This window comes from Sporosarcina jiandibaonis (assembly GCF_013184495.1).
Lineage (GTDB): Bacteria > Bacillota > Bacilli > Bacillales_A > Planococcaceae > Sporosarcina > Sporosarcina jiandibaonis.
On record NZ_JAAOIY010000005.1, the window covers coordinates 206,150 to 231,300 of the forward strand.

The window sequence follows — 25,151 nt, forward strand, 5'->3', positions numbered from 1 at the left end:
TTATCTGCAATAATCAGTTATAACTAAAAGCCGTCATTAATTCCAATGAGTGACTATTACCTTGAGTTATTGTATAATTTCGTCTAAGGGATGGTGTGGTGACAATGGAGAATAGAAAGAAGTTGCAGACCGCGAGAATGCATAAGTATTTTATCGATGCAACGGTTAAAATTATTGAAAGTGAAGGAATCGAACATGTGACAGTGCGAAAAGTGGGACAGTTGGCAGGATTTACAGGTTCTACACTATATAATTATTTTGATGATTTATCCCATTTGGTTTTTTTCGCATCCATGCGTTTCCTGGATGATTATAACCAAGAAGTATTGGAATATATTGAGAAGGCGTCAACGCCTTTGGATAAATATTTGACAACGTGGGAATGTTTCTGTAAACATACTTTCAATAAGCCAGAGATTTTCAATGCCATCTTCCTCTCAGATTTAGGAGGGGAGCCGAACGCATTATTGGAACGGTATTATAATGTCTATAGTAGTGACTTCAGTAAGTTTCCTGAAGAGTTAAAACTTATCGTATTGGAACATGACTTGAAAAAAAGAAATAGGCCTATGCTGCTACAAGCAGTGGATCAAGGATACTTTGTAAAAAATGATATAGATATGTTATTGGCTTTAACCATCTTAGCTTGGAAAGGAATGTTGACGGATACACTTAACAACCGATTGAATTGTTCACCCGAGGAATCCACGAAAATGACGATGGAGTATATTCGAGAATTAACACGATGCTACATTTCAAAAGAAGTAGCTTCCAAATAGTGTTAAAAAGGTTGGAAAGAAGATATAGATTAGATTTGGAGAACATTCATCAGTTTTATTCAGCAATAAATAGAAAGTCTATCCACTCCTCTTATTCCTAACGTTAGCCCTAAGCATTGCAATTCCTCTTTTTTTGCTAAACTCTCCTAATGAAGGAATAAATAGAAAAGATGCTTCAACAAGTCCATATGTATTCTACTCATATGGACTTGTTGCGCATCTCTTTTTACTATTATATTAAATTAGAGTCTTTTCAATATGGAATGAGCTGCCTCGTACCCGGTCTTTATAGCAGTTTCCGTATACAAAGTACCTAAGTAATCCCCGGCTAAAAACAGTCGTCCTGCAGGCTTGGTTAATGATGGTTGAAGTTTTGCTCTGCCAGGGAAACAATAAGCTAAGCCAAGTGGAAATCTTTGGACACGTGCTTCAACTACTTTGTCACTGAAGTTCGGGAAGATATCATTCAAATCCCTCAAATAGGTTTGAATGATTTCTTCATCATTTTTATTAATAAGTTTCCTAGCAAGAGTAGCAGGGGAGAATACCATGAAGCTACTGCCAGTGTCTCTTTTTTTCTCCCATGACCTTACTAGATTTGACATATTAAATGCAACATTGAATGACCTTTTCGGTGTAGCGATTGCGTAGGCATCATCCCAAACTTGTTTACCCGACTCATTTGTCAAAAAAGCAGCACTGACATAGGGTCCGTAAACTACTTGTTCTAAGGCTTTACTGATTTCAGGATCGATGTTAACTGCAATTTTGCGTGTAACAGGTGCAGGTGTTGCCAATACGACAAACCTAGCCTCGACTTCATATTGTTCTCCGTTTTGTTCATAATTGACGATAACAGAATCAGTTTTTTGAACCACTTGTCGGACTACCGCACCTGATTGTGCCCGATTTCCCAATGACTCGGCAATTGTATTGGTCAGTGTTGATGGACCGCCATGAATGTTCCGGGATAATCCTTCGCCTTTATCCCAAACAAGGTGAAAATACCCGATTCCGGCGCCGGCTGAAATTTCTTCGGGATCTCCAGCTGAACGACTGACGGTAGGGCGGAAAATTGCGTCTGCGTCTAGTGGAAGTTTACCAACGTAATCGGTAAATGAAATATTATTTTTATAGTCATAAATTCTCTGTTGATGTTCCCTGAAGTTTTCACCAGGTTTAGGCGCAACAATTTTACCGTATTTTGAAACAGCTAATCTAACTTTTGCGCCAGCTTTTACAATTGCTAATCTTGATTTCCAAGACATGGGCATTCTGAAAGGATAGGTCTCCACTCTACCGTCTAACAGTAACTTTCCATTCATGGCCAATCCAGTTACGGTTCCAGGAACCGGAGACGCACCTACTCCTACGGATTTCAAAAGATGATCCGTCGCAGAATTTTCACCGTTATAAACATGTCCACCCCAGTTCAACCAATACTTTCCTCTTCTTTCAGAATAGACTCTTCCACCAAAACGTTTATCAGATTCCAATAATAGTATGTCTTTATCTCTTAATTCCCAAGCTGCGGATAACCCGGCAATGCCTCCACCAATAATAATTGCGTCCTTCATGAATAAATCCCCCCTTATATTATAAACGCGTTCATTTCGTGAACATGTTTTTCTGAATATTACCATACTACAAAAAACAAAACAAAACAATACATTATTCAATTATTGATTCAATAAATAAATTATCTTTGGTGGAGTTTTGGATAATTTAAATAATTTTTAATTTGAGTATTTACAATTGGCGGACAATGGTATAATATGAAAACGTGTTCATGTTATAAACACGTTCATAAAATAGTGGGTAGAAAGAACAAGGTGAGTATTTAAGAGGTAAACTTTGTAACAGGGGGGAATCGTATGTTCAAATTATCGAAAACTGATCGTTTTCAATGGAAAGTAACTTTAATCGCTTCAGGGGGATACTTTCTAGATGGTTATGTATTAGGAATCATTGGTCCTGTAATGCTTGCAATGAACACGGATTTTCAGTTAACACCATCACAAAGTGGCTTGTTGGCAAGTGCCATACTGCTTGGAATCTTCGTGGGTGCGATGTTTTTTGGTTATGTGACTGATAAGATTGGTCGGCAAAAACTTATGATTTTTGACTTAGCCGCGTTTATTATTTTATCAATACTACAATTCTTTGCCGTCGATATTACACAGCTCGTTATCTTGCGATTTTTACTTGGGGTTGCCATTGGGGCCGATTATGCACTTGCATCACCTCTTGTAGCAGAGTTTTCAAGTCAAAAAAATAGAGGACCGATGCTAGCCACAGTACTAACATCATTTTACGTTGGCTATTTGGGTGCAGTTCTCGCTAGTGTTGCCATCCTACAAGTCGGGGATAACGCTTGGCGGTGGATGTTAATTTCAAGTGCAATACCAGCTATCATCATTTTCGTTCTCCGTTTGGGGATTCCTGAATCACCGCGTTGGTTAATTAATAAAGGGAGAATAGAAGAAGCACGAGAAGTCATGCGAAAATTTCTTGGTGAAGAATTGGATATCAGTAAAATGAAGAATCAAATTAATAAACCGACAAAATTTTCGAGGATATTTGAAAAAAGTTACCGGAAACGATTAGCCTTTGCTACAATTTTCTGGACTTGTCAAGTGGCTCCATATTTTGCGATTTTCAGTTTTGCGCCCATTGTGTTACAAGGTTTAAATATTAAAGATCCGGTTGCCGGGGAACTTATCTTGAATTCATTGGTTCTCTTTGGTGCAATTTGCGGAATCTTCTTGGTGAATAAAGTAGGAAGAAGAAATCTACTAATCATTCCATTTGCGATTACTGTCATTCCCTTGACATTGTTAGGATTATTCCCGGGAGGTTCAACGGTATTTGTTATCATTTGTTTTGGTGTATATGCACTTGCATATTCGGTGCAAAGTGTACTGCAGTCTGTCTATCCCCCAGAGCTTTTTCCAACAGAAGTACGAGGTACTGCGATGGGCTTTGCAAGCGGAGGGAGTCGTATCGGTGCAGCTATTGGGACTTTCTTGCTTCCAATTGGTATTTCGACAATTGGCATCGGTCCTTCCATGCTGTTTGGCGCTGCAATATTAGTTTTAGGTACTATCATTGCTATCATGTGGGCACCAGAAACTACCCATCTTACGATTGAAGAAGCAAGCGAAGCTTCATCTGACAGCGGAAATATCGTTAAGGGAAATCAAAAAGCTGTGCAAGTTCCAGTAAAATGAAACATAACGAAGAGATGACACTATTCATAATTCGGGATAAGTGAATAGGGGAAAATAAAGAATCAGCATAGTATATCTACGCTGATTTTTTTATTTGTTTATTTTTCATTATTTACTAGCCTAAATCCGATAAAAGGTATCAAGAGTCCGTTTTTGAATATTATCGCAAATACTTCCCGCAGTATAGAGTGAATGCTTCCCATATCAATTGGCAAGTTGATGAAGGTGATATTGAATTTTTACCCACGATGCAAACTGATATTGTATTGCAATGTGAGGAAAACACGCATTCCAAACAGGCTGGACCCCATGACAAAATTTCAGGCGATGGAGCGAACAATGCATACAATCATGTCATCATCTAAATTGTAACGATGGCTATCATTGGGCCTCTATTGTTTTTATATTATTAGCGATCCGCAATGGTATAGGAGAAAATATGCTCACTTAAAAACCTTCGATCATTGCAAGTTCTGCAAGTTTTCTACCTTTAGTTGCAGGGGTATGTTAAAATGGTGGTATAATTTACCTTCTTCGTAATATTGTAGTAGATTCTACTTTTTAGAAGGTGCGGAATATTCAGGGGTAAATAGATATACATCTTAATAGTATTGACTGAGGTGAAAAGGCAGATGCAGATGAGACTGAATGTTGAACAACAAAAAATTGTAGAATTAGAACCTTCAGGACATATGTTGGTAAAAGGCGTAGCTGGATCGGGAAAAACGAGCGTAGCGATTCGCCGTATTCAATTTCTATGTGACAATTATTGTCCAGAAGAAGACGATAATATATTACTAGTTACTTTCAATAAGACATTGATCAAATATATTCAGCATCAATATGAAGAGTTGCAAACTCATGATATCACTGGTCAACAAGGTTTATTACGCCATAATATTCAAGCAGATATTAAGACGATTGACCAACTCATGTTCAGTTATTTTATGAGATATCAAAAACGACATAATGTTTCCTATAAGATTGTAGATATCAAAAAATCGAGACAAGTTTTGCAACGAGCGATTTTAAAAGTGAAACCATACTACGAAAAGATTAAATTATTGTCACTTAAGAATAGTAACTTTTTAATGGATGAACTCGAATGGATTAAAGCGTGTAATATTCCTGATTTAGAAACGTATCAGGAAATAGACCGAATCGGTCGTTCCAATGGCGGGGATGGTAACCCGCAAAAACTATTTAAGAACTCTGAAACAAGAGAAGCCATTTATCGTTTAATGGAAACTTATGACAAACACTTGCTGCATGAAGGGTTTGTAGATTTCAAAACGATGAATAAGCTAGCTTTACATGAAGCGGAAGAGAAAGCATTTCGCCCCTATACACATATTCTCATTGATGAAAGTCAAGATCTATCAAAAGTGCAATTGAAATTTTTGACATTACTTCATGCAGATAAAACCTACGCTTCGATTATGTTTGTAGCGGATAATACACAAAGTATTTATTCACAGTCATGGCTAGGAAAAGGACGGCCTTATACAACGATTGGTTATGATATGAGTGGAAAGGCACGAACTTTATCAAAAAATTATCGGACGACAACAGAAATTTCCAAAGCGGCATATGACTTAATCGAAAATGATGTACATATAAAAGGGAATGTCGATTTTGTGCAACCTTCTTTAATCGACAGACATGGACATGCACCAATTTACCGCATTTTTGCAAATCAAAAGAAACAAACTGAATTTGTAATAGATGAAATAAAAAAACTACAAAATGATTACCAGCTTCGGGATATTTGTATCATCGCGAAATATCATAATTTGATTGACAATGTGAGTGGTCAACTTAAACAAGTACAGATACCTTGTGAAAAACTAGCGGAAAGTAATCCAAACTTTGCTGGAAACTCGGTGAAGTTAACAACGATGCATTCCATTAAAGGACTAGAATTCAAGGTGATTTTTCTAATTCACTTAGACGATCAAGTCATTCCAAATCAGATGTTTGGAATGCAAGATGATGAGACAGCTGATACGGAGGAACGAAAGTTATTATATGTAGGAATGACAAGGGCTAATGAGCTACTTTACATGTCATCAGTTGGAAAACCTTCTTACTTTATGAATGAGATCAATCCAAATTATATGCGGTTTGGAAAAGATTTAGCATTACGCTCATATCAATCAATTTCTATACCAGATTACGAGTTAACCAACCAAATTGTAGATATAAATGCAAGAGAGGAAAAGGTACGTCAATGGTTGCTTCGAGAACTAGTAGAAACATACGGTTATCCACTCGATTTAATGACATTAGAATATCCGGTACAACAGTTTTCCAAACGGGGTTACGTCGATATTTCCATTTCGATTGAATCAAAAGATAAACGAGTACCTTATATTTTTATAGAAGTAAAAGCATTTGCTAGTGGTATTGAAGTAGGATTTGACCAGCTACAATCTTATATGTCTGCAAATCAAGATGTCCGCTACGGCGTTGTGACAGATGGAGTAGAAATAAAAATTATTAATCGTAACGGCGAGGAAATAACAGACATCCCTGCTTGTCAACCACAATTTTTACCGAGTACTAAGCAAACCCGAATCTATCAAAACTTACGAAATCGCAACGCGTACCAATATATACAAGATGTGGACGATGAAAAGCATATTGATATTATCGATTCAATAACAGGGTTAACCTTGGATTGTGATGTTGACCGTGCGGTTCCGTTAATTGGGAATGTAGCGGCTGGTATCCCGACAACAGCAATTCAAGATTATGAGGATTCTATTCTCCTCCCGCAAGAATGGATGATAGACCCAAATCATACATATGCACTCCGTGTAACTGGCGATAGTATGATAGATTCGGGTATCGACAAGGGAGATATCGTTTTTGTTCATAAACAAGAAGCGGCAGATAATGGCGATATTGTCATAGCGGTTATTGATCAGGAAGCGACCATGAAAGAATTCATGTTAATGGGCGGAACCGTTTTATTAATTTCTAAGAATAAAAGTTACGAGCCAATCCAAATGAATTCAGAAGATGTCATTATTAACGGTAAAGTGATTGGTGTATTGAAACAGTGAAATGAAATATACTTTTAGGTACCTGTACGAGAGATTATTCAGTTTTTAACTGAGATGGCATGAAATGGGATATTGACTATATAACATTATGTCAATATCCTTTTGCTTTTTATCCAAAGTCGTGAATTGTTATAATTCAAACTTGGACAATCTCTTTTACTATTTAATAAAAAAAGGTTCGGTTTTGAATTTGGTCGCCTTCAAGGGAAACTTTGATGTTAGTATATTAAATCCTAGTTTGAGAGCGGCAAATGACAAAGAGGGACTAGCCTTCGTTAGGCGCTGATTTAATAATGATTAATTGAAAGAAAGAGGTTCAAATACTGTCTTATAATGATGGTAAATAAAAACGATATAAACATCTGATTGCCTCTATTTTGATAATGTAATATAAGTTTTTCAAAAGGGAAATAAAAATGGCGGTTATTGGATATGAATGAAGATATGGCAGCCGTAAGGAGGTAACAATAATGAGCGTTTTAGCATACATCGCAGGAACTTTAATAGCGCCAAATTTTGCGAGTTATCTTATATCAAAAGGTTTCACAAATTGGGAAGAAAAGAGATTAATTGAAGAAATAGAAGGTTTAGTTACTGAATTTAATCGAAATTTCGATGATACTGAGGTTGATAGTAACTATTTTGTAGATTTTCTAGAACAGAATAAGATTAGTGACACAATATTACAAAGAGTATTTAATGCATACGAAACACCAAAGGAAGATTACGAAACTATATCTAAGAATCTAGCCCTAGAAGCCGTCGAGTTCGTAAATATTAAGAAAGATAAATTTAAGCATACGCACGTTAAGAACCTAAGTGACTTTGAAGAATACTTCTCTATGTTGTTTGAAATACTAGTTAATTTTCGTGTGTCGTTATTGAGCATTAAAGAGAAGGCGATTTTATCAATTGTTGATGAGTCAATTGCTAAAACCGAATTCAATATAATCAAAACTTTTGAGAAAAAGAAAAGTGACGAATGTTTGTTGGAAGATTTTGAAACCTCCGTGCCTGATGAGCGTATCATGCATAGGCTGGAGGAATTGAATCAAGAATATAAATCAGCTTTTACACCGTTGGACAATGGGTTTATTAATAGAAAAGAATTTTCTATATGTAGAGAAGCAATAGATTCAGGGCACTCTTTGATAATACATGGAAAGGCTGGAAGAGGGAAAAGTGGTTGTACAGTAGATATTATCAATTATTGTGAAGAAAAAACCATACCATATTTGGCGATTAAATTAGATAAACGGATTCCGAATATGAATGCCGAGAAGTGGGGGAATGATTTAGGATTACCTACATCGATTACTAATTGTATTCAACGTGTTTCTAAAAATGAAAGGGCAGTAATTATTTTGGATCAGTTGGATGCGCTACGTTGGACACTTGCACATTCTAGGGATGCTTTATTGGTATGCGCTCAGATAATAAATCAAGTAGAGAGATTGAATAATGGAAGAAAAAATAAGATATCTGTCGTTTTTGTATGTCGAACCTATGACTTGGAAAACGATAATAATATTAGAACATTATTTAAAAAAGTTGATTCAAAAGAGGAAGTTATTCAATGGAATAAGGTTCAAGTTAATGAATTGGACGACCAATCAGTTCAGGACATTGTTGGGAAGCGCTATGAGCAACTAACAAGTAAACTGAAAGAGATACTAAGAATTCCAAGCAATTTATATATTTGGCAACAATTGGACCCGAGCAAAGAATATGCGGAATGTTCTACAGCAAGTCATTTGGTCACAGAATGGTGGGGGCAGTTGTCCGATAAATGTTTTGAATTTGGATTAAGAGAAGACAATCTAAATCAGATTAAAAGAAAAATGGTCGTTTTTTTGGAAAAGTCGGGAAGAATATTTATTCCTTTAAGTATATTAAACGAAAATAGATCATCATTAGAATTTTTATCTTCAAATGCTTTCTTAGTAATTCAAGATAATAAAGTTTCTTTTGCTCATCAATCTATATTGGACTGTTTTTTAGCTGAAAAGATGCTTAATAGATATTATGACGGTGAAGATATTGTAGATATTATTGGAACTAAAGAAAAACAAACCCCTGCCAAAAGATATCAAGTGCAAATGTTTATGGAAAATTTGTCTGAGTTTGATAGCCAGGATTTTATTAATGTAGGACAGGAAATGTTTGAGGCAAAGCAAATCAGGTATTTTGTTAAATTTGTTTTCCTTGAGGTATTAAATCAGATAGATAATCCAGATGAAGTTATACAAAATTTTATTGTAAATAACTGTGAAAATAAAATTTATAGTAACCATCTTATAAATAACGTTATTTTTTCAAGACCTAAATTTATTAGATTGCTTAGGCAATATGGGATATTAGATAAATGGTTTAACATACCACTAAAAAAAGATATTGTAATAAATTTACTTGTTAGCATGAGCCCAAATTATGAGACTGATGATATTGCATTCATTGAAAAGTATGCATTTAATTCACAGGATGATGATAATAAACTCTATAAATGTTTTTTAAATGATATAAATCAAGATACAGATGAGCTATTTGAATTACGAATGAAATTTTATCACAGGTATCCGCAATTGGCTGATATGTATCTTGACTTTAAATCGATGCTGAAAAATTGTGAAATAAGAACAATAAAACTATTAGCATTTTACTTGGAAAATAAAATTAAAAGTAATGGAAAAAGAATTTATAATTATGAAGAAGAATTATTATATGAAGACTCTGAAATTCAAATAAATAATGGGGAAGAGGTTCTTAATCTATTATTGCCATATGTTCCTATAGAAAATGATGAGAGTTTCCCTTTTAGTGATTGGTCTGGGAGATATGCTCATAAAAGAGGCCTTGAAAGGGCTTGTATTCAAATAATAAAGAAAGCAAATGCAGCAATAATAGCCCAAAAACCGGAAGCGTTTCTTGGACGCTATAAAGAATACATGGGTAATGGCAATGAAATATATAATGAAATTATATTAGATGGATTATACAGATTACCAGAGCAATATAGTGATGTCGTACTATCTTATTTATATAGTGATTTTAATAGCAACATATTCAATAATACAAGTGGCAATGGTGATGAATTATTTCTTGCCAAAAAAATATTAGGGAAACATTCAAAGTATTGTAGTGAGAATGTTTTTAATACATTAGAAGCACGAGTTTTAAGTTATCTATCTCCGCAAGCTAAAGATATATATCGAAGTAGAATTGATTATAATAGAGAAAAAAACGGCTATACAGTTTATTGGAGTTTCTGGGGTGATTTTCAAAAAGAAATACTAGAAGTTCTCCCCTACAATCGATTGAGTGTCCAAGCAAAAGATCTGATACGTATTTTAAGACGTAAATTTCCTAAAGGGACAACCTTATATAGATATTCAGATGGACATGGCGGATGGGTAAGTTCACCCGTCGCGGGAAAAAAATTAAATAACAATAAGTGGCTAGAGATTTTAACTAATACTAAACTTTATCATAAAGGTCATTCTCGGTGGAAAGAGGTTCCAGGAGGGTTTATTGAGAATTCTATTGAAGAGTTTGCAAGAAGCTTTGGCAAAGCTGTCTCCGAAGAACCGGAAAGAATGATAAATCTAGTTCTTTCCAATAAGGATAAAGTTTTGGATGTATATGTCGACTCCCTATTTAGCGGGGTTGCATATAGTGAGGATTTGGATAATGTACAGGTAGAGTTGTTGGAAACAATGATTTTGACCTATCCAAATGATTATACGACATATCGGGCGAATTACATTTGCTCACTTATTCAAAGAAAGAAAAACTTGAAATGGTCCCAAGAGGTTTTGGATATTCTTAAGGATATTGCGATTAACCATAAAAACCCGCAAATCGGTAAACCAAATATAACTAATAGTGAGGATAAAGAAATGCGTAGCTTTGATATGCTACAAAGTAATGCTATAAACTGCGTAAGGGGTAACGCTGCCCGAGCAATAGCTCAGCTATTATGGAACGACAGTTCTTTGTTTAAACAGTTTAAAAACACAATTGAAAACTTGACATTGGATGATAACCCGGCAGTTAAATTGGCTAGTTTATTCGCATTATGGCCTGCTTATAACATTGAAAGAGATTGGGCATCAGAAAAAATCCTGAATCTATACGAACAAGATTACAGGTTGGCAGGCTTCCATGATACGAAAAAGATGCTCTTTTTACTGTATCCTAAATTTCGTGAACGGATATTAAATGTCATTAAAAAAATTTATTATTCCGAAGACAAAGAACTAATTAAAATGGGAGCATATTGTCTATCGGAGATGCATATTTTAAAAAATGAATTTATCGATGTAATAAATAATGTGGATATTATGAATGAAGCACAAGCGGAAGCAGTTCTCCAAATGACTATTAATTATTTCAAATTAGATGAATATAACGCATTAGTAAAAGATATAATATGCAAATTTAAGGCAAGTAAATTGGATCTGGAGATGCCAATTTCAAGATTATTTTATGATAATCTTATTGATTTAAAGAGAGACAAAGATTTTTTAATCGAAATAATGAATTCAAGCTTAAGCCGTAGAACAGTGCATGCTTTCGTTCGTTATCTTGAAGAAGAATCAAAATCAGTAGTTGATTACAAGGTTATTATACTATCAATGAGTTATCATTTAATAAACAATAGAAGCAGTAAGGATGAAGTTATTTGGGGGGTAGAAGATCAAATTTCTAAGTTGATAATTGGATTATATGATGAAACTTCTGGTTCACCGCTACCTGAAATAAAAGATATTGCGAAAGAATGTCTAGATATATGGGATTTGATGTACGAAAAACAAATTGGACCAATTAGATACTTGAGCCAGAAACTAATGGAAAGGTAAGGTGTATTAGTGAAAGGTGCAAGAGCGTGAATAGTTCTAGGTTATTAGATAATTACGAGTTGTGCTGTAATCTAATTTGAACAGTGAATGCCCTCCTGTCTGACACTTCTTTGGGATGTATTTATCAGTTGCAAATTTCCTGTCAATTATCTGAAGCAGAATGCACTGAAAATAGGTGGAAGACGATTATTGTAATATACGGATATATGTTCAGCCAAATATAGTTGACAACTTAAAAAGATTAAAAAATACCCTTTCCCTGCTAGCGGGGAAAGGGTACTTCAAGAGCAATTCCAGCCCTACAAAGTAGTAACGGGTAAAGAATTTGCTCAATTTATTTCTTTTAGTAATCACTTTTCAAGAATCATATGCATTCAACGCATTTACACTATGTGCCAACGCCGAACCCGCTTTTAATGCAGTTGCCACCAAAATCGACTCCGCCAGCTCTTCTTTCGTAACTCCGGCCTTCTTTGCAGCCTTCGTATGAATGTCAATGCAATAAGGGCATCCTGTTGTATGCGCGACAGCAACTGCGATTAATTCCTTTTCTTTCACGCTTAGCACGCTTTCTTTCAGTGATTGCCCGTCAAAATCGACAAACGCTTTGAATGCATCTCCATTGAGTGCTGAAAACTCTTTTAATCGATTAAAATAAGATGCTTTATAGAATTCCTCTTCGTCAACTTCATCGTATGCATTTAATGCGTTCACGCCGTGTGCAAGGGCAGAACCAGCTTTTAGTGCAGTGGCGACCAGGATTGCTTCAGTCAATTCTTCTTTTGTCACATCTTCCGATTTTCCTGCTTTCACGTGAACATCGATGCAATAAGGACAGCCTGTTGTATGCGCGACAGCGATGGCGATTAGTTCTTTCAACTTTTTCGATAGTTTACCTGCCGTTAGTGCCTGCTTGTCAAACTGTACAAATGCTTTGAAAGCATCCGGCGCCAGTTCACTTAATTCACCGATGCGATTAAAATATGATTTTTGATACAACGCTTCTTTATTAGCCACTAATACTTCTTTGCTCATGATTAATTCCCCCTAGTTTATTAGTTTGAGACCTTTGCAAATCAAATTCTAAAATATATAAACTTGAAATTCAAATCAACTCCTTTATGATTCTGCAGATTAAACCACAGCTTTTTGCAGTTCTCTCGCTTTTAATTCGCGACGAAGAATCTTTCCGCTGATCGGTGTTTTAGGCAACTCTTTGAGAAATTCAATTTCTCTCGGAGCCGCGTGTGCTGCGAGTCCGCCGCGAACAAATTGACGAAGTTCTTGCAGAAGTGCATCACTTGCCACGTAGCCATTTCTCAGGACAACAAATGCCTTCACGATTTCTCCTCTTACCGTGTCCGGTTTGTCGATGACGCCGACTTCTGCGACGGCTGGGTGCTCGATCAGTTTACTTTCCACTTCAAATGGACCAATACGTTCTCCTGAGGAATTAATCATGTCGTCGCTCCTGCCTTGGAAGAAGATGTAGCCATTGTCGTCGATCGTCGCCAGATCACCCGACACATACCATCCTTCAAACGGGAAATATGTCGAATATTTGGCAGGGTCTTTCCACACTTCGCGCATGATGCCGGGCCAATTTGCTTTCAGCGCAAGATGTCCGACTTCACCGGATGGAAGTTCCTTGCCATCATCATCCAAGATTGCGGCTTCAATGCCGGGAAAAGGTCTTCCCATCGATCCCGGGATGATTTTCTCCGATGGCAGATTCACAATGAGTTGCGCTCCTGTCTCTGTCATCCAACAAGTATCATGGATTCGATTGGACAATGCTTTGATTCCCCAACGGATGACTTCTGGATTTAACGGTTCGCCTACGCTTAAAATGTGGCGAATCTTAGATAAATCATAGTCCGTTAACTTATCATCGCCTTCTGCCATCAGCATTCTGAATGCGGTGGGCGCGCTATACCAAACCGTGACGCCTGATTTTTCTAAAACGGAGTACCATTCGTCAGCATTGAAACGCCCGCCGTGAATGACGATCGTCGCCCGGTTCAGGAGGGGAGCGAAAACGCCATATACCGTTCCCGTCACCCAACCAGGGTGGGCTGTGCACCAATAGACATCGTCTTCTTTCAAATCCAACACCCATCTGCCCGTAATGTATTGCTGGATCATTGCTCGATGTGCGTGGATGATGCCTTTCGGGCGACCTGTCGAACCGCTTGTATAATGAATATTAAGCCCGTCATCTAAATCCACCCACTCGATGATGTCTTCTTCAGATTCGGCCGCTCGCGCTTCTGCATAATGTGTAGATTCATAATATAAAAAAGCCCCCTTCATAAGATAATTTATTATCTTAATCCTAAACGTTCACGGAAGGTATGACATCCATATTTCTTTCTGAAGATACCTCTTTTTTGCATTTCAGGAACAATTAGTTCAACAAAGTCTTCTAGACTACCAGGTAATGTAGGCGGCATAAGATTAAATCCGTCAGCCACACCAGCTTTAAACCAGACTTCCATCTGATCCACAATTTCGGCGGGTGTACCTATCAGCGTGTGATGTCCACCGCCTGCATTAAGATATCCTAATAATTCTCTTACTGTAGGTTGTGTGTCATTAATAATTTCTAGTATAGTTTCGTAACGTCCAACTGGACCAGTAAATTCTTCTACTGGGGGTAATTGAGGTACTTCTTTATCAATCTCCCAACTAGAACAGTCTTGTTGAATAAAGAAACTCAACTGTTTTAAAGCTGTTTCAATAGGCAATTGCTCATCTAATGCTGCTTTTTTGGCTAAAGCTTCTTCATGAGTATGACCTACATAGGTGACTAAGCCTGGAAATACTTTAATATATCTATTGCTGTCTTCGTTTTGTTTAACTTGTTCATCTAATCTTTTACGAAAATTTTTTGCTTGCTTCAAGTTCCACGACACTGAATAGACTGCATCGGCATATTTTGCGGCTAATGCAATGCCTTGCTTAGATGCCCCTGCTTGCATGGCTACTGGTTTGCCTTGCGGACTTTTTGGCGTGGTGGATGGGCCATGCACTTTAAAATAGGTACCATCGTGATTAACAGGCTGAATATTTGATGGGTTTATCAATTTTTTTTCTTCTCGATGATGTAGAAACTCATTACTGTCCCATGAAAGAAATAACTTATTCATTAAAGTAGCGAATTCATCTGCCTTCTCATAGCGTTTGTCATGAGAAGGCAGTTCTTCCATACTATGATTTAACGCCTCTAAATCAGTCATTGACGTAACGAGATTCCAACCAACACGTCCATTTGTAATATGGTCTAGACTTAATAGTTGTCGTGAAGCTGTGAAAGGATTAGAAAAAGTACTTGAAATTGTTGAAACTAATCCAACATGATTTGTCACTTGAGAAATAGCTGTTAAATTAACGATTGGATCAAACCAAAATGCCGGCATATCACTAGAATATTTAGCTGGAAATGATTGATTATCAGCAAAGAATACTGCGTCAAAGTAACCTTTTTCTGCTAACTGTGCTAAAGATTGATAATAAGAAATGTCCCCAATACGTTCAACGCTTGAGTCAGGCATTAGCCAAGCAGCTTGATGGTGTCCGCATCCATACAGCAAAACACCTAAGTGAAGTTGTTTTTCTTTAGTTTTTGTCATTCATTACACCTCAGAATACATCATTTTTAACTATCTTGTATACTCCGTTTTTTGAAAGATTATGTATTGTAATTTAAGCTATTAGTTCATTGTCAAACCGCCATCTACTGTGATATTTTGACCTGTAATACCGTCCGCATTTTCCGAGGATAAATAAACGACCATATTGGCTACATCTTGAGGTCTGGTCACCTTCTTCAATGGCGTTGATTGAGCAATTAAATCGAATACTTCTGGTGTTGTAACAGCACTGGCGTTAGTCGTTTTTAATAATCCGCCTGAAACTACATTCGCTTTTATGCCATATTGTCCTAATTCAGAAGCGATATTACGTGTAAAACCTAATAATCCGGCTTTAGCTGTTGTATATTCGTGGTAGGGTACAACAGGATTTTGAAATAAGTTAGTACCTATATTTATAATGCTTCCATTTTGTCGTTCAATAAATTGAGATATGACGCTTTGAACTACATTAAATGCAGCTTTCAAAGTACCATCCAGTTGTTTTTGATAATCATCCCAAATGAGTTCTGTGAACGGTTTCTGATTGTTTGGATCAAATTTGAAGTCTACTAACGCATTGTTGACTACCACATCTATTTGACCAAAATATTCCGTTGCCTTTTTTATCAATTCATCTACTTCTTTACGATTCGTTACATCAGCCCGAATTGCAATCGCATTCTCTTCACCAATCTCAGAAACGAGCTTCTCAGCAGCATCTTTACTTTTATAGTAATTGATAACCACTTGAAATCCTTGTTGTGCCAATGTCTTTACAATAGTTGCACCTAAACCTCTACTACTACCTGTTACTAATACTGTTCTACTCATCATAACCCCTCCTTATTTTTAGTTTTGAAGAAACTTAAATAATAAAACGATCGATAAAATAAAAAAATACGCAACCTCTCCACAGGAAAGTTGCGTAAAAACAAATAACTACATATTAAGAATAAGGCATAACCCTTTAAGTATGTATTAGAGTTTACACTTTCCTACGCTAGTATTAACTAGTTCAGGTTCAAAGGGTTCGAGTTAATACTCATCTCAGTTTAAATAACACCCCTAGTGAATATATTTAAGTTATGTCCAATGTATAGTTTTTAGAAGTTTATGTCAAGGAGTGCAAGACGCTATTCAATAAATTCACTGCAATTGCATGAAATGAAAAGGGGATACCGACTATATAAGGCTTTGTCTATATCCACTTGTTTTTTTATCCAAAATCATGAATAATGGGTCCATCATAAGTTCACCCTTATCGGAGCCGGCGTCATTTTGACAGGGCTTCTTCTCGTGAGTGTGCTCGGTCTTGTCCGGGGGATGGATTTCGCTTTAAATACTGCTTACGGTCATAACTGTAATAATCGAAAACTCTTCCTCGCTCAGCTTCACAAAATCAGTATAGCCAAGCGCTTTCTCACATAGGTCAATAAAACTTACAACTTCTCTCCCCCACAATTCAATTCTAAAATTAGGTTCGAATGAAATGAATTTCTGTTGACGTTTTGCTTCTTCCATAAGATAAAAAATCGGTAGCTGAGAAACGTGCCCCAAAGAAGCATCAGATAAGGACTGACAATCGTTGTAAAAAGAGTTCATGATCTAGGTGCAAAAATTGTAGCTGTGACACTTGGAAAAAAGGGCGCGTTTTTGTCGATTGGAAAAGAACAAGCCATTATCCTGACATTATTCATTTCGTCGCCTGTATATTTAGAACTATGAATAATAAACAAATCAATACAAAAGACGCACCCCTAATCACAATTTAATATTATTAATTTAGTATATACTACTTACGCACTGAGTATTCAAAATAGATTTACTATTTAACTTCCTTCTGCTATGCTATTGATGAATTGCTAGCCTGTCTAAGAGAGAATGTAGTGTGCTAGTTTAAACCATCATGGGCGGGAAGTTATTCGACAAAAAAGAAGGGGTGGTTGTTCATTATGAAGAAATTGGGAAGTATGGTTGGTATTTTAGCGCTTTGCGTTAGTCTCGCCGTGCCTACATATGCTGCAGACACTACAGACACTCAGGAAACACATCATCATGATTATTCCATTTCAGGATTCACGGATTACGGTGAACTACAAAAAAAGCTCCAACAAATCGAGAAGTCGAGCAAGGGGATTGTTGAAGTTGAAGTGGTCGGCCAGTCAAATAAAGGCCGGGATATTTACAAAGCGACTGTTGGTACCGGTGATAAAGTTATCCTCATCCAAAGTGAAATTCACGGGAACGAAAAGACCGGAACAGTTGCAATCCTTAACTTGTTAGTAGATCTTTCCAGCAACTCAAAACAAGCAAGGGAAATTCGCGAGGAAGTAACGCTTGTTTTCATGCCGATGATGAATCCTGATGCGTCTGAAGGAGACAAAAGGAGAAACAGCATGACGTGGAATGAAGCGCTCGCGGAATTCCCGCAACTTGACGGAGCATCGCCCGCATGGAATTACCTTGATCGGGGCATAAGCCAAAGTTATGACTACAGTAAAAATCCTGGATTTGACGTGAACCGCGATTTCAATCCTGATCTCAATTATGTACCTCAGGCGAAAGACTTCCCAGGTAGATCAAATACGCCGGGTTGGTTCATCACGCCTGAAGCACAAACAGCAAGGGATGTATACAAATCATTAAAAGAGGACTATGGGAAAGTAGATGTCTTCATCGACATTCACCATCAAGGGATGTACTATGTTGCAGGCACAGCTGACGATGTGACACTTTCCTTATCCGCTCAGTTTGTCCCAGATCCGAATACACCAGCTGGCGCAAAGTACGCCCAATACAAAGACGACTATAATTACGATTTCTCAAGGCAATTGAACATTGCTGCTTACAATGAATTGCAGTCTTACGGCAACTCGCCGTTTACGAACATCTCTCTTTATTCGCAAGGACTTGATCTTCCTGGGACAGCTCTTGGCTCCTATGCATTGAACGGCAGTGGTACTGTCCTTTTCGAGGTGAAAGGTCAAACGCAGATGATGGGACAGAAAGAAAATGGACGACTTATAAATGCGGTTGAACGTGGCCTAACTGGTATCATCGGTGCAGTTGCCGACGGTTCTGTAGAAGAGCTGAATCCGGAAGATTACAATAAGATCCCGCTAACATCATCCATACCGACGAATTAATGAATTAGGTAACTTGAATTTAGCAAACTAGGAGGAAATTAGATGAAGAAAGCGTTACTCGCATTTTCAATTGCCGGGGCAATGATGCTAAGCATCTCTCCAGTTGTAGATGCAGTTGGAAACGGACCAAATTACGGCGGCAATGAAACAGTGAACACTTCGATTTTGCATACGTATGATGAACTTTCAAGCTTCCTGAAAAAGGAAGAAGCGAAACAAAAGGACATGGAACTTGAAGTAATTGGCCAAAGTGTGAAGGGAAGGGACCTGTATCTCGTTAAATACATGAAAAACCCTGAAAATCCGACAATCCTTTTCTTAACACAACAGCACGGAAACGAGCAACTAACAACAGAAGGGGCACTTGAGTTCATCAAACACCTCGGTACAGGTAAGATGAAAGGCGTCACTGACGGTGTTAATATTCTCGTTGTACCAATGCTTAATGCAGATGGAGCTATGGGAGATGTCGATTTTTCACTCGATGATTACGTCGCTAGTGGCGGCCGTAACCTGACACGTTATAATGCGCTTGGAATCGACTTGAACAGAGATCATATTACTAAAATTCAACCTGAAACAAAAGCTTTGCATGACAATGTTATGCGTAAATATGACGTTGACTACATGATTGACTTGCATCATCAAGGTACACAGAGTGAGATTGACAACGAATACGTCTCTGGTTCAATCCTTTATCCAACGACACCAAACGTAGATGAGGATGTTGTACTGAAATCTAAAAAACTTGGTGCAGTCGTTTATGATTCAATCGAAAAGAAAGGTTGGGGCCATTTAGGAAAATATAATGGTGGCTCAGCTGAAACAATTAGTCGAAACGGGATTGCAGTAGAATATGGAATCTCCACGCTATTATTTGAGATGCGTGGGATGTCGGACCATTCCTATGAATCGTATGTATTAGGGCAAAAGAGTAATGGTTATTTAATCAAACAAACGATTACGACACTTGATGCCACAGTGCGTGCAATTGCAGATCGCTCCATTGAATCGAAAGACATTTCTTTCTGGGATACACTTCCGTTCCAAACAACGCGTACTACGGAATAAATCATTCAACAAAAAGCCTGTGGAGAAGGAAAATTCCTCCACAGGCTTTTTGGATTTCTGATTTTGAGTACCAACTTTAATTTATCAAATACGGGGCAAACTAGTTTGGCCTTTTTAAAAGCCTCAACTACTACCATTTATATTACGGCCATCTCTTTGATAGTAGCAACAATCATTGGGTTGGTATTTGCCTTTTTCAAAGTTTCAAAGATCCGGATACTTGTTAAGTTAGTTGTAGGATTCTACTATCTAACTTTAGTTTTCATCTTTACAATAAATTCTAAATAGGATTGAAAGAGGTTTGGATGTAGATAATATTAAGCAACCTAGATATAAAGGGTGCCAACCCAGCATTAATTTTATGGTTGTATATTATTTTTTGAATAGGAAGGATGTTGTTCAGATGATTGCGACGGGGAATGAGATATTACGCTTTACAGATGAACTTGTTCGTGTGGAAAGTATCGTAGAAACTAGTGGTGAGGTAGATGCAGCCAATAAAATATATGAATTAATTTCTGCGATGCCTTATTTCAAGGAAAATCCTGACCAACTTATTAAACCATTAACCGTAGACGATGAGTTTACAAGATACAATGTGCTGGCGTTTGTAGAAGGAACAAAAGATATTGCTAATAAAAAAACAGTTATTCTAATGGGACATTTAGATACAGTCGGGATAGATGACTATACAAACCTAAAGGATGTAGCTTGTTCACCAGCAGAGCTCATGGAAAAACTGAAAGGTGAATTAATGCCGGGTCTTGTAAGAGAACAACTAGAATCGGGAGAATGGTATTTTGGACGTGGTGTATTAGATATGAAAAGTGGTGTCGCAAGTCATCTTTCTCTGCTAAAGTATTACTCCGAACATCCGGAAGAGTTATCAGGAAATCTAATTTTCTTCTCGGAATGTGACGAGGAAGTGAGTTCAAAAGGTGTTTTGTCCGGGCTTAAGAATCTTAAAGAGTGGAAAGAAGAGCACGGATTTGAATACGTAGGGTTAATTAATTCTGACTTTGTAGCTCCCTTGTACGAAGGCGATCCAAATCGTTATATTTATAAAGGAACGGTAGGTAAATTACTTCCTTCGTTCTTTATAACTGGAGCAGAGACACATGTCGGCTCTTCATTTGAGGGGCTTGATCCAAATTATATTGCGGCAGAACTGACAAGGCAAATAAGTTACAATCCAGATTTGTGTAACACATATTTGGGGGAGACACCTGCGCCGCCTATTTCATTAAAGCAAATGGATTTAAAGCCAAGTTATACCGTTCAGACTGCAACTTCAGCATATGTATATTTTAATTTCTTTGTTCATTCATGGTCTCCAAAAGATGTGCTTAATAAACTGATGGAACAGGCAGAAATTGCATTTGATAATGCGCTCACTACATTGGACGAACGTTATCAAAAGTTTTGTGAGATTACCAATCAACCCGCCAATAAATTGCCATGGAAAACAAGAGTGATTTTATATGAAGAGATGACAAAAGAGTTAATAGAAGAGCATGGGGAAAAGTTTACAAAGCATATGGATGAATTCAAGGCAAATCTCTTGTTAGATAAAAGTTTAGATTCACAAATGTTCGCTGCAAAAGTTGTTGAGGAGGAATGGAAATGGATGAAGGATAAAAGTCCGGCCATCATCTTGTTCTATTCATCGCTGTATTCACCATGTTTAGATTTGACAGGTAAAAATGAGAACGAGGTCAATCTGTTGGAGGCATTGGAGAAGGCGATTGAAATTGTGCAACCAGCATATTCGCATCCGATCGTAACCAAAAATTACTTTCCATTCATTTGCGATATGAGTTGTGTGGCATTGAAGGATGATGATGTAGGAATTCGTGCGGTAACAGATAATAATCCAAGTTGGGGAACCAAACATTATGTAAATTATCAAGACATACGAGACATAAATGTACCTGCAATCAATATCGGACCGTATGGCTATGATGGCCATAAAAGATACGAACGAATAGAAATTGAATATTCAACAGAGGTAGTTCCAAAAATTACAAAAGAAGTGATTCGACGATTGATTGGGTAATTTAGTTGAACGGGATATTATGTAGTGAAAAGTAACACTACAATTCTATAGTATAAACAAAGTAATCCCGCCATTTAAACATTTGGCGGGATTTCATTTTGTCTTTATTCAAAAATATGAATTAGTCAGTGGCAAGTATGAAAAACTAAAAGATTTTAAAAAATACCCCAGCCCCGTAAAGTGGTAGCGGGGAAAGGGTATTTAAAGAGCTATTCCAGCCCTACAAAGCGGAGCAAGAATTTGCTCAATTATTTCCTATATTAACCACTAGTCAAGAATCATAAGTATTCAACGCATTCACACTGTGTGCCAAAGCCGAACCAGCTTTTAATGCCGTTGCAACCAAAATCGACTCCGCTAACTCTTCTTTAGTAACCCCGGCCTTCTTTGCAGCCTTCGTATGAATGTCAATACAATAGGGGCATCCTATCGTATGCGCAACTGCAATTAGTTCCTTCTCCTTCGCACTTAACACGCTTTCTTTCAATGATTGCCCGTCAAAATCGACAAATTTCATCGTATGCATTTAATGCGTTCGCGCCATATGCAAGTGCAAATCCAGCTTATAGGGCAGTTGCAAATAGGATTGCTTCAGCCATCTCTTCTTTTGTCACATCTTTGATTTTCCTGCTTTCACGTGAACTTCAATGCAATAAGGACAACCTGTTGTATGCGCAACAGCGATGGCGATTAGTTCTTTCAACTTTTCGATAGTTTTCCTTCTGATAAAGCAAGTTTGTCAAACTGCACAAACGCTTTGAAAGTATCTGGCGCCAGAACGCTTAATTCTCCAATACGATTAAAATATGATTTTTGATACAACGCTTCTTTATTAGCCACTAATACTTCTTTACTCATGATAATTTCCCCCTAATAGTTTTTTAATTTACATACATATAACAGATTAAACCCCGACTTTTTGCAGTTCTCTTGCTTTTAATTTGCGACGAAGGATCTTTTCGCTGATCGGCGTTTTAGGCAACTCTTCAAGAAATACGATTTCTCTTGGCGCCGCGTGGGCTGCGAGTCCGCCGCGAACAAATATCTATTGTGATTAACAACTTGACAACGAGCCTCCGTGGGCATGAGTCCATAGCCAGGAAACCAGCAATATGTGTTGGCTTGTTCTGCTAAGGCTATCCTGCCCGCCACTCGTAGTGAGGTTGTGAGCATAGGGATCAGGCCCCTCCTTCAAGCAGGGTGCAGTAGATAAACATGTCAAGGGTGGATACATTTCATTGGCTGTAATCACATCTATTAAAAAGTTTACTTGCTATTTCAGCAACTTTATGTAAATATAGGTGTCAAGACACCAGGGTGGATGAACTAGATTTTTCAAGATTTTCATTCGGGAATCTATCAAATCACATGTGAACCTTTGCACAACGAAAGTGTAAAAAAGAGGGAGCAGGGGTATGAATCTATTAAAATTACGAACAGAATTACAATCTTTTTTATTAGAGGATATTGGCGATCAGGATATTACGAGTCAAACGATTTTCCCGCCGACGGAGATAGGGAATGGTGTGTTCATTGCCAAGGAAGATGGAATTATCGCAGGTCTAGGCGTCATTAAAGAGGCTTATCATTTACTAGACCTTTCTATTAAGGTGACCGAATACTTTAAGGACGGCGATATGGTGACTGCCGGGGATAAAATTGCGGAAGTGACTGGTCCTATTGCACATTTGCTAACGGGTGAAAGGGTTATATTAAATCTCATGCAACGGATGAGTGGCATTGCGACAGTTACTAACGAATGTGTGGAAACACTAAACGATCCTGCCATACAAATTTGTGATACTAGAAAGACAATTCCAGGACTACGCATGTTTGATAAATATTCTGTCGTCAGTGGTGGCGGGAAGAATCACAGGCAAGGATTGTATGATGGCGTCATGATTAAAGACAACCATATTGCTTTTGCGGGTTCCATTACGAAAGCAGTACAGCGCGTTCGCGAAAAGATTGGACATATGGTAAAAATTGAAGTGGAAACGGAAACGAAAAAAGAAGTACTTGAAGCAGTCGAAGCAGGCGCGGACGTGATTATGTTTGATAATCGCACACCTGAAGAAGTGAAGGAGTTTGTACAATATGTGCCAGAATCCATCATCACAGAGGCATCGGGTGGAATTACATTGGAAAACTTGGCGACTTATCACGGAACTAGTGTCAATTACATATCATTGGGCTTTTTAACGCATTCGGTAAAAGCACTCGATATTAGTTTACAGGTCAAGGAAGGAAATAAAAAATAATCTCATTGAAAGAGGAAGTACATGATGAAACGAAACTTCATTTTATTTACAATCCTATTCAGCGTCCTGTCTATCGTCGCATGCAGTAATGAGGAATCAGAGAAGGAAGCTACTTCTGATACATTACAAACAACTATCATTGGTGGACGTACGGGCGGTGCATGGTCTGTATTTACAGAGGGAGTAGCCGAGTCTATCCGCAGAGAAAACAAGGGAGCAGTCGTTACTGTTGAGCCCGGGGGAATTGTAGAAAACCCGCCTACTGTAGGAACAAATGCTGTTTCATTTGGTATATCGTATGCGATGACTGCTTATGCGGCCTATTCAGGCGCGGAACCCTATGACAAGCCATATAAAGATATTCGCGCAATTAGTGTCGTCATCCCTGGGAATTACTATCAATTTATTGCTAGGGCCGATACGACTTATGATACATTTTCCGACATCATTAATCATAAAATTCCCATTCGGTTGGCCGTGGATCAAAAAGGTTCAGCTGGTGAAATTATAACGAGAAATATTTTAAAAGAATATAAAGTAACTTATGAGGATATTATTTCCTGGGGTGGATCTGTTGACCATCTAAGTGATTCAAAGACATATGAACTGATGGCTGATAAGCGAATTGATGCTACTGGAGATGCGGTGTCTGTCCCTTCCAGCGGTATGATTGAAGCATCTACAATGATCGACCTAAAGATGCTTTCATTCAATAAAGAAGTGATGCAAGCAGTATCGGACAACCTTGGAATGGAAATTGGGACAATTAAAGCGGGCAACTATGATTTTTTACAAGAGGATATCGATACATTGTTTACGCCAGCGATTTTAATTGTACATAAGGATGTACCCGAAGAAGAAGTTTATCAAATAACGAAATCGATTTATGAAAATTTTAACTATCTAGCGACTGTACACGAGGAATTTAAAAATTTAACAGCTGACAATATGATGGATGTCGGGCAGGTGCCACTTCATTCTGGCGCAGAGAGGTTTTTTAAGGAAGCGGGCATGATTGATTAAGAAAGGCCTGAATCTTTTAAGGA

The 25,151-nt window shown here is 37.6% G+C and carries 18 protein-coding genes, 1 pseudogene and 1 riboswitch; of the genes and pseudogenes, 10 read left to right on the top strand and 9 right to left on the bottom strand.

The window, feature by feature from the left end:
* Positions 1–104 precede the first annotated feature (104 nt).
* Positions 105–779 carry a TetR family transcriptional regulator gene (locus G8782_RS13845; protein WP_172372232.1) on the top strand — a complete coding sequence of 225 codons (675 nt, stop codon included), beginning with the start codon at positions 105–107 and terminating at the stop codon, positions 777–779.
* Positions 780–1,021: 242 nt separating this feature from the next.
* On the opposite strand, the gene G8782_RS13850 is transcribed toward G8782_RS13845, so the two are convergent.
* Positions 1,022–2,356 (bottom strand): flavin monoamine oxidase family protein, encoded by a 1,335-nt coding sequence (locus G8782_RS13850; protein WP_172372234.1) that lies wholly within the window; start codon positions 2,354–2,356, stop codon positions 1,022–1,024.
* 297 nt (positions 2,357–2,653) lie between these two features.
* On the opposite strand from G8782_RS13850, the gene G8782_RS13855 reads away from it, so the two are divergent.
* From G8782_RS13855 to G8782_RS13870, 4 genes are all read left to right on the top strand, one after another.
* Entirely contained in the window at positions 2,654–4,009 is a 1,356-nt protein-coding gene (locus G8782_RS13855) for an MFS transporter (protein WP_172372235.1), read from the top strand.
* A gap of 188 nt (positions 4,010–4,197) precedes the next feature.
* Positions 4,198–4,374: a hypothetical protein gene (locus tag G8782_RS13860; RefSeq protein WP_172372237.1), complete on the top strand. Its 177-nt coding sequence runs from the start codon at positions 4,198–4,200 to the stop codon at positions 4,372–4,374.
* Positions 4,375–4,641: 267 nt separating this feature from the next.
* Positions 4,642–7,077, top strand: coding sequence for a transcriptional repressor LexA (gene lexA, locus G8782_RS13865; protein ID WP_246231687.1), 2,436 nt, complete (start codon positions 4,642–4,644; stop codon positions 7,075–7,077).
* A gap of 470 nt (positions 7,078–7,547) precedes the next feature.
* The gene (locus G8782_RS13870) at positions 7,548–11,936 is read left to right on the top strand and encodes an NACHT domain-containing protein (RefSeq protein ID WP_172372239.1); all 4,389 of its coding nucleotides are present in this window, start codon (positions 7,548–7,550) and stop codon (positions 11,934–11,936) included.
* A 357-nt stretch (positions 11,937–12,293) separates the two neighbouring features.
* Here the strand turns inward: G8782_RS13870 and G8782_RS13875 are convergent, their stop codons facing one another.
* The 5 genes and pseudogenes from G8782_RS13875 to G8782_RS13895 form a co-directional block, all read right to left on the bottom strand.
* Positions 12,294–12,971, bottom strand: coding sequence for a carboxymuconolactone decarboxylase family protein (locus G8782_RS13875; protein WP_172372240.1), 678 nt, complete (start codon positions 12,969–12,971; stop codon positions 12,294–12,296).
* A 99-nt stretch (positions 12,972–13,070) separates the two neighbouring features.
* Positions 13,071–14,207: pseudogene (locus tag G8782_RS13880) on the bottom strand (AMP-binding protein); the annotation flags it as partial.
* A 53-nt stretch (positions 14,208–14,260) separates the two neighbouring features.
* The gene (locus G8782_RS13885) at positions 14,261–15,568 is read right to left on the bottom strand and encodes an LLM class flavin-dependent oxidoreductase (RefSeq protein WP_172372244.1); all 1,308 of its coding nucleotides are present in this window, start codon (positions 15,566–15,568) and stop codon (positions 14,261–14,263) included.
* An 81-nt stretch (positions 15,569–15,649) separates the two neighbouring features.
* Positions 15,650–16,402 (bottom strand): 3-oxoacyl-ACP reductase, encoded by a 753-nt coding sequence (locus tag G8782_RS13890; protein WP_172372245.1) that lies wholly within the window; start codon positions 16,400–16,402, stop codon positions 15,650–15,652.
* Positions 16,403–16,546: 144 nt separating this feature from the next.
* Positions 16,547–16,648, bottom strand: a riboswitch (TPP riboswitch).
* A 258-nt stretch (positions 16,649–16,906) separates the two neighbouring features.
* Complete coding sequence (locus tag G8782_RS13895; RefSeq protein WP_172372247.1) at positions 16,907–17,092, bottom strand: hypothetical protein; 186 nt, start codon at positions 17,090–17,092, stop codon at positions 16,907–16,909.
* A 431-nt stretch (positions 17,093–17,523) separates the two neighbouring features.
* On the opposite strand from G8782_RS13895, the gene G8782_RS13900 reads away from it, so the two are divergent.
* From G8782_RS13900 to G8782_RS13910, 3 genes are all read left to right on the top strand, one after another.
* Positions 17,524–18,717 carry a M14 family zinc carboxypeptidase gene (locus G8782_RS13900; protein WP_172372249.1) on the top strand — a complete coding sequence of 398 codons (1,194 nt, stop codon included), beginning with the start codon at positions 17,524–17,526 and terminating at the stop codon, positions 18,715–18,717.
* Between the two features lie 42 nt (positions 18,718–18,759).
* Positions 18,760–19,788, top strand: coding sequence for a M14 family zinc carboxypeptidase (locus G8782_RS13905; RefSeq protein WP_172372250.1), 1,029 nt, complete (start codon positions 18,760–18,762; stop codon positions 19,786–19,788).
* A gap of 403 nt (positions 19,789–20,191) precedes the next feature.
* Entirely contained in the window at positions 20,192–21,844 is a 1,653-nt protein-coding gene (locus G8782_RS13910) for a M20/M25/M40 family metallo-hydrolase (RefSeq protein ID WP_172372252.1), read from the top strand.
* A gap of 271 nt (positions 21,845–22,115) precedes the next feature.
* On the opposite strand, the gene G8782_RS18705 is transcribed toward G8782_RS13910, so the two are convergent.
* The 3 genes from G8782_RS18705 to G8782_RS18715 form a co-directional block, all read right to left on the bottom strand.
* On the bottom strand, positions 22,116–22,370 hold the full coding sequence (locus G8782_RS18705; protein WP_343035068.1) for a carboxymuconolactone decarboxylase family protein: 255 nt from the start codon (positions 22,368–22,370) through the stop codon (positions 22,116–22,118).
* A gap of 84 nt (positions 22,371–22,454) precedes the next feature.
* A complete protein-coding gene (locus G8782_RS18710; protein WP_343035069.1) occupies positions 22,455–22,547 on the bottom strand; it encodes a carboxymuconolactone decarboxylase family protein in 93 nt (30 codons plus the stop codon).
* Complete coding sequence (locus G8782_RS18715; protein WP_343035070.1) at positions 22,544–22,702, bottom strand: hypothetical protein; 159 nt, start codon at positions 22,700–22,702, stop codon at positions 22,544–22,546. Before G8782_RS18715 ends, G8782_RS18710 begins: the two co-directional genes overlap by 4 nt.
* 557 nt (positions 22,703–23,259) lie before the next feature.
* Between G8782_RS18715 and nadC the strand changes: the two genes are divergently transcribed.
* Both nadC and G8782_RS13925 read left to right on the top strand, forming a co-directional pair.
* A complete protein-coding gene (gene nadC, locus G8782_RS13920) occupies positions 23,260–24,105 on the top strand; it encodes a carboxylating nicotinate-nucleotide diphosphorylase (RefSeq protein ID WP_172372254.1) in 846 nt (281 codons plus the stop codon).
* A 21-nt stretch (positions 24,106–24,126) separates the two neighbouring features.
* Positions 24,127–25,128: a TAXI family TRAP transporter solute-binding subunit gene (locus G8782_RS13925; RefSeq protein WP_172372256.1), complete on the top strand. Its 1,002-nt coding sequence runs from the start codon at positions 24,127–24,129 to the stop codon at positions 25,126–25,128.
* Positions 25,129–25,151: the final 23 nt, after the last annotated feature.

Excerpts from the sequence above, each read along its gene's own strand:
- G8782_RS13845 (WP_172372232.1), top strand. The coding sequence starts at position 105 with ATGGAGAATAGAAAGAAGTTGCAGACCGCGAGAATGCATAAGTATTTT.
- G8782_RS13850 (WP_172372234.1), bottom strand. The coding sequence starts at position 2,356 with ATGAAGGACGCAATTATTATTGGTGGAGGCATTGCCGGGTTATCCGCA.
- G8782_RS13855 (WP_172372235.1), top strand. The coding sequence starts at position 2,654 with ATGTTCAAATTATCGAAAACTGATCGTTTTCAATGGAAAGTAACTTTA.
- lexA (WP_246231687.1), top strand. The coding sequence starts at position 4,642 with ATGCAGATGAGACTGAATGTTGAACAACAAAAAATTGTAGAATTAGAA.
- G8782_RS13870 (WP_172372239.1), top strand. The coding sequence starts at position 7,548 with ATGAGCGTTTTAGCATACATCGCAGGAACTTTAATAGCGCCAAATTTT.
- G8782_RS13875 (WP_172372240.1), bottom strand. The coding sequence starts at position 12,971 with ATGAGCAAAGAAGTATTAGTGGCTAATAAAGAAGCGTTGTATCAAAAA.
- G8782_RS13885 (WP_172372244.1), bottom strand. The coding sequence starts at position 15,568 with ATGACAAAAACTAAAGAAAAACAACTTCACTTAGGTGTTTTGCTGTAT.
- G8782_RS13890 (WP_172372245.1), bottom strand. The coding sequence starts at position 16,402 with ATGAGTAGAACAGTATTAGTAACAGGTAGTAGTAGAGGTTTAGGTGCA.
- G8782_RS13895 (WP_172372247.1), bottom strand. The coding sequence starts at position 17,092 with ATGGAAGAAGCAAAACGTCAACAGAAATTCATTTCATTCGAACCTAAT.
- G8782_RS13900 (WP_172372249.1), top strand. The coding sequence starts at position 17,524 with ATGAAGAAATTGGGAAGTATGGTTGGTATTTTAGCGCTTTGCGTTAGT.
- G8782_RS13905 (WP_172372250.1), top strand. The coding sequence starts at position 18,760 with ATGAAGAAAGCGTTACTCGCATTTTCAATTGCCGGGGCAATGATGCTA.
- G8782_RS13910 (WP_172372252.1), top strand. The coding sequence starts at position 20,192 with ATGATTGCGACGGGGAATGAGATATTACGCTTTACAGATGAACTTGTT.
- G8782_RS18705 (WP_343035068.1), bottom strand. The coding sequence starts at position 22,370 with ATGCATACGATGAAATTTGTCGATTTTGACGGGCAATCATTGAAAGAA.
- G8782_RS18715 (WP_343035070.1), bottom strand. The coding sequence starts at position 22,702 with ATGAGTAAAGAAGTATTAGTGGCTAATAAAGAAGCGTTGTATCAAAAA.
- nadC (WP_172372254.1), top strand. The coding sequence starts at position 23,260 with ATGAATCTATTAAAATTACGAACAGAATTACAATCTTTTTTATTAGAG.
- G8782_RS13925 (WP_172372256.1), top strand. The coding sequence starts at position 24,127 with ATGATGAAACGAAACTTCATTTTATTTACAATCCTATTCAGCGTCCTG.